Source organism: Caulobacter mirabilis (assembly GCF_002749615.1).
Classification (GTDB): Bacteria; Pseudomonadota; Alphaproteobacteria; order Caulobacterales; family Caulobacteraceae; genus Caulobacter; species Caulobacter mirabilis.
In genome coordinates this window covers 2,845,632-2,858,112 of sequence record NZ_CP024201.1, presented here as the reverse complement: position 1 = coordinate 2,858,112, position 12,481 = coordinate 2,845,632, and the positions used below count along the sequence as shown (strand labels likewise).

The window sequence follows — 12,481 nt, the reverse complement described above, 5'->3', positions numbered from 1 at the left end:
AAATATGACGTGGGAACTCAAGATCCTGGCCTGGACCCTGGTCCTGGCCTTCGTGCAGATTCTTCTCTTCGATTTCGCCCGCACGGGCCAGTACGGCCTCAAGTGGAACACCGGGCCCCGCGACGAGACCGACCTGCCGCCGCTGTCGGCGCAGGCCGGGCGCCTGAAGCGGGCCCAGGACAACCTCTTCGAGACCCTGCCGCTGTTCATCGCCGCCGTGCTGATCGCTCATGTGGCGGACCGCAACGGCGTGCTGACCCACTGGGGAACGGCGATCTACCTGGCGGGGCGCGTCGCCTATGTTCCGCTCTACGCCTTCGGCGTGAGAAACATCCGCTCGCTGGCCTGGCTGGTGAGCATCGCGGGCTTGGCCATGGTGGCCTGGGCCATCCTGGTCTGATTGACGGAGTGATCGATTGCGTGACGGCGGACGGCTAGCGGCGGCCATCGAGGTCCTCGAGGACATCGAGGCGCGCCACAAGCCTGCCCGCCTCGCGCTGAAGGCCTGGGGCGACTCCGCGCGCTACGCGGGGTCCAAGGACCGGGCCTTCGTCTCCGGCCTGGTGCTCGACGTCCTGCGCAAGCGCCGCTCGCTGGGCTGGCGCATGGGCGCCGACACGCCGCGGGCGACTGCCCTGGGCGTCCTGCGTTTCGGCTGGGGCTGGCCGCTGGAGCGGATCGCCGAAGCCGCGGGCGAAGCGCCGCACGGCATTGGTGCGCTGACCGAGGCCGAGATCGCGGCCCTGACCGCGCCGCGCCCGCTGGACGACGCGCCGGCCGCCGTCGCCGGCGACTATCCCGACTGGGCCGAGGCCGCGCTGGCGCGGGTGTTCGGCGACGACCGGGCCGGGGAAGGCGCCGCCCTTTCCGAACGCGCCCCGGTCGACCTGCGCGCCAATCGTCTGAAGACCGATCCCGAGCGCGCCGCCAAGGCTCTGGCTCCGCTGCGCGCCGAGCCGGCCGGCCTGCTGCCCGACGCCTTCCGCATTCCCGCGCCCGCCGCGACCGAGCGCACCGGCGCGGTGGAGACCATCCCGGCCTTCGGGAAGGGCTGGTTCGAGGTCCAGGATCTGGGCAGTCAGCTCGCCGCCGCCGTGGCTGGGGAGGTGAAGGGCAGGCAGGTGCTCGACTTCTGCTCCGGCGGCGGCGGCAAGACCCTCGCTCTCGCCGCGGCCATGGGCGCCACCGGCCAACTCTACGCCCACGACAGCGACGCTCGCCGCATGGCTGACGTGATCCCGCGCGCGACCCGCGCCGGCGTCCGCAATCTGCAGGTCCGCTCCCCCGTCGAGGCCGAGCCGTTGAAAGGGTTGGAGGGGAAGATGGACGTCGTCTTCGTCGACGCCCCCTGCACCGGGGCAGGGACCTGGCGACGCCATCCCGACGCCAAGTGGCGGCTGACCCCCGACCAGTTCCAGCGCCGCCAGGCCGAGCAGGACGCCGTCCTCGACCAGGCCGCGCCCTATGTGAAGACCGGCGGCCGCCTGATCTATGTGACCTGCTCGATCTTCGCCGAGGAGAACGAGGACCGGGTCGCCGCCTTCCTCGACCGTCATCCGCAGTTCGCCGCCCGCCCGGTGACGCTGGAGCCGGTCCTCCATCGAGTCACGTCGCAGGGCTACCTGCGGCTCACGCCCCGCACCGCCGCCACCGACGGCTTCTTCGCCGCCATCCTGGAAAGGACCGCATGACCGCCGCCCACCAGCCCGTCCTGATCGTCGACTTCGGCAGCCAGGTGACCCAGCTCATCGCCCGCCGGGTGCGCGAGAGCGGCGTCTATTGCGAGATCCATCCCTACGACAAGGCCGGCGAGGCCCTGGCGGCCCTGAAGCCGGCGGCCATCATCCTGTCGGGCGGCCCGGCCAGCACGACCGAGGAAGAGAGCCCCTCGGCCGATCCGGCTCTGTTCGACGCCGGCGTGCCGGTGCTGGGCATCTGCTACGGCGAGCAGACCATCTGCGCGGTGCTGGGCGGCAAGGTCGAGAGCGGCCATCATCGCGAGTTCGGCCGCGCCGAGATCGTGATCACCAAGGACAGTCCGCTGTTCGCCGGCATCGGCGCGGTCGATCATCGCGAGACCGTCTGGATGAGCCACGGCGACCGCGTCACCGCCATCCCGGCGGGCTTCGAGGTCATCGCCACCTCGGCCGGCGCCCCCTTCGCCGCCATCGCCGACGAGGCGCGCAGGATCTACGGCGTGCAGTTCCACCCCGAGGTGGCGCACACTCCGCGCGGCGCCCAGCTGCTGCGCAACTTCACCCACGGCATCGCCGGCCTCGACGGCGACTGGACCATGGCGGCTTTCAAGACCGAGGCGATCGCCCGCATCCGCGCCCAGGTCGGCAAGGGCAAGGTGATCTGCGGCCTCAGCGGCGGCGTCGACAGCTCGGTGGCGGCCGTGCTGATCCACGAGGCCATCGGCGATCAGCTGACCTGCGTCTACGTCGACACCGGCCTGATGCGGAAGGGCGAGAGCGAGCAGGTCGTGAGCCTGTTCAAGAACCACTACAACATCCCGCTGATCCATGTGGACGCCTCGGACCTGTTCCTGGGCGCGCTGGAGGGGGTCAGCGACCCCGAGACCAAGCGCAAGACCATCGGCAAGCTGTTCATCGACGTGTTCGACGAAGAGTCCTCGAAGATCGAGGGCGCCGAGTTCCTCGCCCAGGGCACGCTGTACCCGGACGTGATCGAGAGCGTCTCGGCCAAGGGCGGTCCCAGCGCCGTGATCAAGAGCCACCACAACGTCGGCGGTCTGCCGGACTACATGAAGCTGAAGCTGGTTGAGCCGCTGCGGGAGCTGTTTAAGGACGAGGTTCGCGTCCTCGGCCAGGAGCTGGGCCTGCACGCCGACTTCGTCGGCCGCCACCCGTTCCCCGGGCCGGGCCTGGCCATCCGCATCCCCGGCGAGATCACCCGCGAGAAGGTCCAGGTGCTCCAGGACGCCGACGCCATCTATCTCGAGGAGATCCGCAAGGCGGGGCTCTATGACAAGATCTGGCAGGCCTTCGCCGTGCTGTTGCCGGTCAAGACCGTCGGCGTGATGGGCGACGCCCGCACCTACGAGAACGTCCTGGCCCTGCGCGCGGTGACCTCCACCGACGGCATGACCGCCGACTTCTTCGAGTTCCCCTGGGACGTCCTGGGCAAGACCGCCACCCGCATCATCAACGAGGTCCGCGGCGTGAACCGCGTCGTCTACGACGTGACCAGCAAGCCGCCCGGGACGATCGAGTGGGAGTGAGGGGTAGTGGGCGTGCGGGAGCGACCTCTGGCGAGGGGATTTCGTTGATGATGGGGCGACTTTAGCAGGCAGGGTCGGGCAGTGCGATGCGGTAGGCTTACGGTGGTAGCGGGAGGTCGAGAGGCTCGATCTTCCGTGCGTGCTTAAGGTTCGCTTCTGACTCGAAGGCGACGTCGCTGAAGTCCGCTTTCAGAGCGACGCGATTTCGAATGTGGGCATCGTTCTAAAAAGAAGTTCTTGGTTTGTCCCGCCCCTCCAAGCTAACTTCGACTTGCAGTTGGACACACAGAACTGATGGCAAGTCCCTATTCCACCGGTGGTGGCGGCACTCATTTTGAGGCGAGAATAGTCGCTTCATACCTTGCGGCTGCGTTCGCCGAAGCTCCCGCGCGCGGCGTGCCAGGACTGTTTGTTGCAGAGATCCTGACACAGCGCGCCGCCTTCGGCGATCCGCTAGATGACGTGGTCGTATCAGGTCAACTCGCCGATGGTAGCAGGAGCAAATTACACCTTCAGATAAAAAGCGAGCTCACTTTCACAGAGAACGATGAAGAGTGGGTTTCAGTCCTCAAGCAGGGCTGGGAAACGTTCAGCGGTACCTTCGATGACTTACGCGACCGCCTGGGCGTCGCCATCAGCACCTACAGCGCGCGCGCCGACAAGCACTACCGGGCGGTCCTGAACTGGGCGGTCCATAGTCCGGACGGCCCGAACTTCGTCCTTCGCACCACCCAGAAAGATTTCTCGCACAAGGACAAGCAGGCGTTCGTCGAGTCGGTCCGCGCCATCCTCGCCAGCCACAGCGGTGGCGAGGTGGATGACGACACCCTGTGGCGCTTTCTGCGCTGCTTCGAGATCATCCATTTCGATTTCGCCGCCGAGGACGGATCGCGGGACCTCGAAGCAACCCGGGACCGTCTACGCGGCTATCTCGCCGATGCGGACAAGGATCGGGCAGCCGACCTGTGGACGTATCTCGTCACGAACGCCGGTTCTCTCATACCGGTCGGCGGTGGCGCCACGCGCGCCACGCTGCTCGATCGCTTCCGGTCTGAAAATCTGCCGACCGGTGTACCGGGGCGGTTCCGGCAGGACTTAGCCGCCATCGACCAGGAGTCGAAGCGGGCCCTCGCCACCATCAAGGCCGATATTCACGGGCTGCGCCTGCACCGCGAGGCTTCCTACCAGAAGCTCAAGAACGCCCTGGAAGGCGGGCGCTTCATTCAGATCGAGGGTGAACCCGGTACGGGCAAATCCGCCCTTCTGAAGGAGGTGGCCGAGGAAGCCGCCCGCGCCGGCCCCATCTTCGTCCTTCGGGACAACCGGATCATACCCCGCGGCTGGGCGGCTCAGGCGACCCATCTCGGTGTCACAGCGAACCTCACCGCGCTTCTGATTGAATTGGGCGGTACAGCCGATCCCATTCTTTTCATCGACGGCATCGACAAGATCAGCGACCCCGCCGTCCAGCTCACCATCAATGATCTCGTCATTGCTATCGCGACCGACGCCGCGCTTGCGCACTGGAAGATCCTGGCCACGGTGCGCGAACAGAATCTCGAACACATCGCTACCTGGCTGAATCCGGACGCCATCAAGCGCCTACCGGTCAGGTCCGTTTCCGTGCCTCCGCTCGGCAGGGACGAACTTGGCGTGGTTGCCGCAAGCTTCCCCCGTCTCAAGCCGCTGCTGCTCGAATCCGGCAACGCCGACGTGATTCTGCGGCGACCCTTCTTCTTTGAATCCGTTCTGTCCCTGGCAGGCCGCGACGGCACGTCGTCACTTCCCGCCACAGAAGTCGAGTTGCTCAAGCTCTGGTGGGAACTGGGCGGCGCTGAACGGGCGGATTTCACGCCCGCCCAGCAACGGCGCAACGTGCTCCTGGCCCTCGCGGAACGGCTTGTGGCCAAGCCAGATACGGCGATCTCGATTCGCGATCTGGCACCGGAGCCGCTGAGCGACCTGAAATCAGCCGGGACGATCCGCGATGTCCAGCTCGGTCACACGGTGGCGTTCTCGCACGACATCTATGAGGAATGGGCGCTCACCGAGTTGCTCATCGGTGAGCCGGACAGCATCAGCGCCTTCCTGACGCGAACCGGGGAGCCGCAGAACCTCATCCGCCCAGTGCAATTGCTGGGCTCGTTCCTGCTTGAGACACACCCTACCGAGCGGGAATGGCAAGCCGTCTATGAGGACGTCAGCCAACCGGCGCTCCGTCCGATCTGGCAACGCACGGTTCTGACTTCATGCCTGCGCTCCACCCGGACCACGGAAATCCTCGGCAAACTTGCCGCCTACCTGGAGACGGACGATCATGACCGGCTGAAGAAGCTGCTGACCGCTCTGCGGACGCTGGAGGTGGTTCCCAATCCGGTTTTCCTCGACGAAAGCCAGACCCCCGATCTTGATCCCGACGAACGGGTGAAATTCGCCCAGTACGGCGCGCTTCCCAAGGCGATGACCTGGGTCAGATTCCTCGACTGGTATCTGCCGCACATCGGTGATCCACCGCCCGCCCTGATCGCAGACCTGCTACCGGTTTTTTCGACCTGGCAGTCGACCTATGGCGGTCAGAATGTCCGGCATTGCCAGCGGATCGGCGAGATCGCCCGTGGCTGGCTGATCGAGTTCGAAGAGGCGCGGCATCCCGACCAGTTCGAGGATCACCGCAAGCCGTTCGGCCTGAAGCTGGATTATGACGAAGCCGACAAACTGGAATCGTCGCTGCGCGCACTCCTGCTGGCGTCGGCAGGCGATGTTCCCGAGCTGGTTGCGGACTACCTGGCAACCACGGCCGCCTCGAAGCGCGGACACCTATTCCGACGCGATATCGTCAAAAACAGCGGGACGCCCGCCCGCTTCGTGCCGGCCGCCGTCGTCGACTACATTCTGACGGCGTTCCTGGAACATCCGCAGGATCACGACGACGAATGGGGCATGTATTCCGACTCGCTTACCGACGATCTCGGCATGTCGGAACACAGCGCTTTCTATCCCGCCTCACCGCTGCAACCGCCCTTCCTGATCTTGCTTCGCCAACACGAGGCCGAAGGACTTCGGTTGATCCATGGTCTCTGCAACCATTCGATCGCCGTTTGGCGCTGGGCCGAGGCGCGCGGCCGACGTTTTCACGTGCCGCTCACGCCGCTCCCCCTTACGCTCCAGTTCCAGTGGGGCAAGCAGACATTCTGGGGAGATGACCAGGCCTATCTTTGGTTCCGGGGTCTTTGGGGAAACCACCTCGTCCAGTCAGGTATGATGGCGCTAGAGCAGTGGGCGCTGGAACGCCTCGATGCCGGCGATGATTTTGCCGCGACGTTCCGCAAGGTCGTCGAGGGTAATGAATCCGTCGCCGCACTCGGCCTCGCAACCAGCCTGGCGCTTGCGCACCCGCTCAACGCGGTCGCAAGCGCCTTGCCCCTCGTCACCAGCACTCATGTCTGGAAATGGGACATGGCGCGGGCGTCGGAAGACCAGGGCGGCATGCCGGCCAATGAACTGGCCGACTGGGTGTCCCACCGTCATCTCATGATGGGCGTCCGGAGGCTGAACCAAAAGCCGCACCGCCGGCAGTCGATACGCGATCTCGTCCCCTACTATGTCTTCTGGCACGAGAAAGCCGGGCGTGCCCGTTACATCAAAGGCATTCGCTCGTTCGTGAAAAAGCTGCCTCTCACCTACAAGGAAGAGAAGCAGGACAAGGAGCACATCGAGGACCTCCGCGAACGCATGAGCTGGTTCGCGGAACAGGCCGACCCGCAATACTGGCGGGCGGAGCCGGCGGGCGATGGCAACATCAAGATCTGGAACGATCCGCCGTCGGCCAACACACCGGAACGGCTGCGCCTGCTTGACGAGCACGCGCTCCTGAACCGCTGCCTGGCGCTGGCGCTCTGGAGCAATACCAGCCTTGAGGCTGGCGCACTCGATAGCCGCTTCACCATCGCCGCTGCCATGACGGAAGCCAAAGCGCTCGATCTGGACGAGCTGTTTGAAACGTCGGCCGGTGTTTCGGATTTCGTGGGAACACAGCGCAAGGCGGCGATAGCGGGCGCCGCCTTCACGGTTGCCAGGTTCGCCGATGGCGATGACTGGACCGCTGAAGCCGCGGATTGGTGTTTCTCGGTCCTGGAACGTGCCGCGACGACGCCGCCAGCGCTGGACGCGGTCGCCTATCGCGGCTCGATCCTGAGCATGCATCCCCTGACGTTCACGGTGCACGGGTTTGCCGCGCTCCTCGGCAGGCATCACCGCCCGCGTGAATGTCAGGGTGCGCTCCTGAATTTCGCTGTCGATCCGCTCGAAGAGATCGTGAAGACCGTCGCGGTTTCAGCGAAACAGTATGCGTCCGACTACCCGGATTTCTATTGGGTGCTGTTCCAGCTCCTCGTCACGCGCTGCATCTATCAAGCCGGTGCGGCCCCCGACTATCACTCAGCCGCTTGGGATGAGGCGGAGGCTGCACATTGTCTCGCCCTTCTGGATGCCGCCGAAGCGGCGCTCGACAGCGGCACCGCGCCCATGCTGCCGGACATTCCCTTGCCCTGGATCGAACGCGAGGATGTAGCCCCGGAAGGCGACGATGAACGCTCCCGCTATCTGCGCAATGAGCTGACGTTCCACTGGAACATCGCCGAAAAGGCGATCTTTCCGGCCCAGGTCGCAATCATCCTTGAAAACTCTGAACGGCGACGTCAGTTCGTTCGCCTCATCGGCCAGCTAGTCGCTTTCACGAACCAGAAGGCGATGCCGCCATTCGCCAAATCGCGCCGAGACGCAGGGAACGCGCCTTACGAGTGGATCTATCGGCTCTTCAACTGGACGGGCCGCATGGGTGCGCACCTATCGGCGGCCGAGGTACAGGACGCCATCCTCGATCCGATCTTCGCTGCCGACGACAAGACGGCGCTGCTCGGCATGCAAGGATTCATCTCGTCCTTCATGATCCACGCGTTGCTGCCGCCAGCGTCGATAACACCGGATAAGCTTGCGATCTGGACCGTAGCGACGGACTGGGTGCTCGACCACAGGGAGGGCCGCTACGGCGACGGGCGCTACCTGGACAGGCACTTCACGACCTGCGCCACCGCGACTCTGTTCTGTGTGCATGGGGACTTCCGGCCGCTGGTCTGCGGCGTACAGGAAGGCTGGGCCAAGCTGCCTCAGTTCCTGCCGATCATCGAAAAGGCCGTGCCCCGCTTCGGGTTGAACTCCACCTTGTACATCGCGGTGACGCGCTTCCTGAAGGCTGGCGGGTTCGACCTGCTACCCGACCCTGGTCTCGACTGGCTGCTTGGGATCGCGAACGCGAAGAAGCTGGACAAGACATTCTGGGCAGCCAACGGTGATGAAACAGTTGAGCTACTGAAGGCACTGCTGGAAAGGAAGACGGGGAGATTGACCATCGCCCATCGTGGGATCATCTCACTTATGTCTGACATCTTGGTGGACAACGGCGTACGTGGCGCAGGATTTCTTCTACAGGAAGAACTTAGGCGAGCCTAGAGACCTTACTTTCGTTCGCGCTGCCGCCCAGCGGCAACGTCCAGTTCGACGAGAGGCTCATACGCTAGCTTTTGGCGCCAACGCCTACCTGAGGTCGAGCTTGGCATTAATTGGGCCCGCAGCCGCTATTGTAGATGTCTGCATATGGGGCCCAAACGAATGTCCGCTCTTGGCGCTGAGCCGACATCGGCGGTGCTGAAGGCGGGATCTTCAGGCCGCCTCAGGCCTTGAACTCCGCCCAGACTCGATCGTGCGCCTTTCCGATCAGTTCGGAGGAGGTCCGGCTGACGTCGACGGCGGCCGCCAGTCGCGGCCAGGTTTCGATCGCCGCGCGGGTCTCGTCGATCATCAGCGCGATGCGGCGCCTATCAAATCCGTGCCTTTCGCCCAGGGTTTCGACATGAACCCGGGTCGGGCGACGGCCTTCGCCTTCGATATCCATATAGTGTTCGCCGCCGGGACCCGGGGCATAGGTCAGGTCGTAGGCGGGAGACAGTCGCCAGTCGCCGGCGGGGTCCATGAGGTACGCATGCTGTCGGGTGTGGTCGTCCCGGTTCGAGGCCAGGATGTTGAACAACATCCGACGAAACGCCTCCGCGACATCGTCAGCCTGGCGCGTGATGGCGCGGGTCGCGCGTAAGAAGGTGTCGTAGCTGGCGGAGGGCCGGTCCGCCGGCGCCTCCAGGGCGCCCGCCAGGGAAACCATATGCCTCCGGCCGCCCCCATCGGGGCGATCGAACCGGCGCGTCGCGAAATAGGCGGGGCCGTTTCGCGCAGGCAGCAGGCGATGAGAACTCAGGGTCAGGCCCGCCGCCCGGGCCATGTCCGCATAGGCGCCCTCGATCGGCCCGATGTCCTCAGGATCCTCGGGCGCGCGGAATTTGACGATCCAGGGGGCGAACCCCGGAGGGCTTTCCCCGGTCCCGACCGAGATCGCTCCTTGCGCGTCGAAGCCGACGTGGACTTTCGGGCGCGCCCCGCCGGACCCGCCGGCAAGCCCGGCGAGAGTGTCGGCGAGACCGTCAGCCTCTCCGGCCAGCAGGGTTGTGGCGGCGTCGGACAGGGCGTCCAGGTCCAGAGTTTCCACCGGATCGTCCGGAGCGGTGGCGGGCGCGAAGACCAGGGCGCCGCGCCCCTGTTCCCCGACCAGCGCCAACCGTTCGAGCGGAGTCAGGGACGCGATGTCTACCCCGAGCTTGGCCAGGCGGCGGCGCATGACAAGATAGCCCCAGCCATCCGGAAGGCTGTCGGTCAGGAAGCCATGCAAGCCGTCGAACGTCCGGCCGCGGGCGGCTTGAAGGCCTCGCTCCGGGGGGTAAGTGTCCAGAGCCGCAAGACGCAGGCCGCGCGCAATGATCTCCGGCGACCATTCCAACTGAGCGATGCTGGCGTCCATGGCGAGGCGGGCCGTGGGCAGGGCGGGGGCGGCGTCCTCGAGCATCAGGCCGACGGACAGCGGGGTTCCACGGGGCAATCTCATCGAGATGTCCTCGGCGCGCGGCGGCGTTGGGGAGCGGCTTCGGCCTGGCGTTTGAGGAGGTCATCCAGACTGTTCGCCGCGGGCAGGGGGAAGAGGGCCGTCAGGGTCTGTTCGCAGCGGAGAACCACGGCCGCGTTGACCAGGGTCTCAAGCGTGGCGTGACCATCGCTTTCGAGCCGACGCCAGGTCCGCAAGCCGAGGCCGGCCCGGCTGGAGGCCTCCTCCTGGGTCAGTCCCTGAGCTATTCGGCGCAGCCGAACGGCGCGCCCGAGATCCGACAGGATTTCATTCGTGGTCAACAGCATGGGCCGAATATGGCCTCTTACGTGACGAATATCCAGTTAAAGGGCCGAAATTGACCTCTTTTGAGGCGAGAGTGGAACGGTCTTGGGCTCAGATTCCAAGCGCGGCTCTGGCCTTTGCGGCAGTGACGGCTGGCCGTGCAAGCCGCTATCCTGGAAACGTTGGTTCGGTAAACAGGGAGCGAAGACGGGACGATCGCGCAGCCTGGATAACGGCGAGGATAGCGCACTTGGAGCTTGTCCGGGTGCGCCATTTCTCGGAGCTCGGCGTCAGTGCTCCTTTACCGGACGCGTCTTGCGCAGGCGCACATCCGGCTGCGGCGGGGTTGCGACGAGGCCGTCGTCGGAGGCCTTGCGTCGCTCGCGGAGCCAGGCTTCGACCTCGTCCAGGTCCCAGACCACGCAGCGTGGCGTCAGGCTGAAGCGGCGCGGACACTGTCCCTTGCACTCCATGTCCTAGATCGTGGTGTCGGCCAGAGGGACGATGCGGCGCAGTTCCGCGCGGCGGACGAATCTCGGCAGTTGGGTGTTCGGCTTGTTGTTGGATCTATCGGTCACAAGGAGGGTCCACTCAATCGCCCGAAAATGGGCGAGAGCCCCGTGGCCTCCAAGTCTTCAGACGGTATGACGGAAGCGTCCACCGATCATGAAATTCCTCCTTCCTGGCTGGCGAGAGAGGGCCGGAGTCGACGAAAGAGGTCCCGATAGCCCGAAGAATGCACGCAAGTGTGATGTGGAAAATTTCCCCTATCGAATCATGAGCTTGTCTCGCGGTCGGTCTGCTGTGAGGTGCAGCTACGTGCTCCGCCCGTATTTCTCAGCGAACTCAGCGACTTGCAGAGGCGCGTGTGATCGAGTGGGAGTGAGGGGTAGGGGGCGAGCGGGTGCGGCCTCTGGCGAGGGGATTTCGTTGATGACGGGGCGATATTAGCAGGCGGGTTCGGACAGAGCGATCCGGTAGCTCTACGGTGGTGGATCTGCGGGTGCGGCGCTGCTGCTGACGCTACCTCTTCTTGGGCCTATTCTAGGGCCTCTGGATGGGATTTTCAGCACCTTCATCCGGCAATCCGGGGTCTTCTATGTCGCCCGGGCCTCCTAAAATCGGGCGCTCAGCGTCACCCGGAAGCTCTGGAACGCCAACTCGTCCGCCATCCGCCGCTGATCGGTGCCCTGCGGGTTGACGATCAGGAACGGATTGGTCGCCGGCGCCGTGCCGGGGCCGGTGCGGACCGTCAGGCCATCGCCGGCGTCCAGGTTGGTGTAGAGGTACTCCACGCCAAGGGTGAGACGATCCGTCAGCCAGGTCTCGACGCCGGCGCCGAACTGATAGCCGGTGGCGTCGTCCTCCGACGTCAGAGGCGTGAAACTGTTGGCGGTGTTGGTGGTGGAGAAGCTGTCCGTCACCTTGGCGGTCGCGACGCCGCCGGTGGCGTAGACCAGCGCTCGGCCCCAGGTGCGGCCGCCGCGCAGGCGGGCGGCGAACAGCCCGTCGTTCAGCTCTCGTTGGAACTGGTAGGCGGCCGGCGTGATGCTGAAGGCGGTCGCGTAGTCCTGGATGTCCACGGACGCCGCCTCGACGACGACCCCGTAAACCCAGGGGCCAGTCTGGAAATCCCAGCCGGCGCGCAGCGCGAAATCGCCGCCGACATCGTCGTCGTCGATACAGCCACTCGCGAAATTGTTGCTGCGCGCTCGGCCTCCGCAGAACCCGCCCGGATTGGCCGTCGTGGGGCCGAAGGCGTCGACCATGGCTGCGTTGCGCACCGTGTCGTTGAAGGCGCCGTCCAGATTGGTGTCGAAGACGACCCGTTCATCCTCGTCGTCGTCGACCATGGCGCCGCCGATCGAGGCGCCGATGTAGGGGCCGCGCCAGTCCTGGGCGGCGGCGGGGCTGGCGATGACCAGGATCGTTCCGACCATGACGGCGATGTCAAAGGTTCGCATGGC

Annotated in this window: 8 protein-coding genes; 4 read left to right on the top strand and 4 right to left on the bottom strand. The window is 65.4% G+C overall.

What is annotated here, in order from left to right; translation table 11 throughout:
- The first annotated feature begins 4 nt into the window (after nt 1–4).
- From CSW64_RS13700 to CSW64_RS13685, 4 genes are all read left to right on the top strand, one after another.
- Nucleotides 5–400, top strand: a complete 396-nt coding sequence (locus CSW64_RS13700) for an MAPEG family protein (protein WP_099622639.1) — start codon at nt 5–7, stop codon at nt 398–400.
- A gap of 16 nt (nt 401–416) precedes the next feature.
- Nucleotides 417–1,691 (top strand): RsmB/NOP family class I SAM-dependent RNA methyltransferase, encoded by a 1,275-nt coding sequence (locus CSW64_RS13695; RefSeq protein WP_099622638.1) that lies wholly within the window; start codon nt 417–419, stop codon nt 1,689–1,691.
- On the top strand, nt 1,688–3,244 hold the full coding sequence (gene guaA, locus CSW64_RS13690) for a glutamine-hydrolyzing GMP synthase (RefSeq protein ID WP_099622637.1): 1,557 nt from the start codon (nt 1,688–1,690) through the stop codon (nt 3,242–3,244). Before CSW64_RS13695 ends, guaA begins: the two co-directional genes overlap by 4 nt.
- A gap of 294 nt (nt 3,245–3,538) precedes the next feature.
- Nucleotides 3,539–8,752 carry an AAA family ATPase gene (locus tag CSW64_RS13685; protein WP_150131414.1) on the top strand — a complete coding sequence of 1,738 codons (5,214 nt, stop codon included), beginning with the start codon at nt 3,539–3,541 and terminating at the stop codon, nt 8,750–8,752.
- A gap of 220 nt (nt 8,753–8,972) precedes the next feature.
- Here CSW64_RS13685 and CSW64_RS13680 read toward each other — a convergent pair whose 3' ends face one another.
- From CSW64_RS13680 to CSW64_RS13665, 4 genes are all read right to left on the bottom strand, one after another.
- Nucleotides 8,973–10,232, bottom strand: coding sequence for a type II toxin-antitoxin system HipA family toxin (locus CSW64_RS13680; RefSeq protein ID WP_099622635.1), 1,260 nt, complete (start codon nt 10,230–10,232; stop codon nt 8,973–8,975).
- The gene (locus CSW64_RS13675) at nt 10,229–10,537 is read right to left on the bottom strand and encodes a helix-turn-helix domain-containing protein (protein ID WP_099622634.1); all 309 of its coding nucleotides are present in this window, start codon (nt 10,535–10,537) and stop codon (nt 10,229–10,231) included. The genes CSW64_RS13680 and CSW64_RS13675 overlap by 4 nt, the downstream gene beginning before the upstream one ends.
- Before the next feature lie 267 nt (nt 10,538–10,804).
- Nucleotides 10,805–10,987 (bottom strand): helix-turn-helix transcriptional regulator, encoded by a 183-nt coding sequence (locus CSW64_RS13670; RefSeq protein ID WP_099622633.1) that lies wholly within the window; start codon nt 10,985–10,987, stop codon nt 10,805–10,807.
- Nucleotides 10,988–11,629: 642 nt separating this feature from the next.
- A complete protein-coding gene (locus tag CSW64_RS13665; protein ID WP_099622632.1) occupies nt 11,630–12,478 on the bottom strand; it encodes an outer membrane protein in 849 nt (282 codons plus the stop codon).
- Nucleotides 12,479–12,481 lie beyond the last annotated feature (3 nt).

What these genes read in the sequence shown, in the direction of transcription:
- CSW64_RS13700 (WP_099622639.1), top strand. Translation starts at nt 5, where the DNA reads ATGACGTGGGAACTCAAGATCCTGGCCTGGACCCTGGTCCTGGCCTTC.
- guaA (WP_099622637.1), top strand. Translation starts at nt 1,688, where the DNA reads ATGACCGCCGCCCACCAGCCCGTCCTGATCGTCGACTTCGGCAGCCAG.
- CSW64_RS13685 (WP_150131414.1), top strand. Translation starts at nt 3,539, where the DNA reads ATGGCAAGTCCCTATTCCACCGGTGGTGGCGGCACTCATTTTGAGGCG.
- CSW64_RS13680 (WP_099622635.1), bottom strand. Translation starts at nt 10,232, where the DNA reads ATGAGATTGCCCCGTGGAACCCCGCTGTCCGTCGGCCTGATGCTCGAG.
- CSW64_RS13675 (WP_099622634.1), bottom strand. Translation starts at nt 10,537, where the DNA reads ATGCTGTTGACCACGAATGAAATCCTGTCGGATCTCGGGCGCGCCGTT.
- CSW64_RS13670 (WP_099622633.1), bottom strand. Translation starts at nt 10,987, where the DNA reads ATGGAGTGCAAGGGACAGTGTCCGCGCCGCTTCAGCCTGACGCCACGC.
- CSW64_RS13665 (WP_099622632.1), bottom strand. Translation starts at nt 12,478, where the DNA reads ATGCGAACCTTTGACATCGCCGTCATGGTCGGAACGATCCTGGTCATC.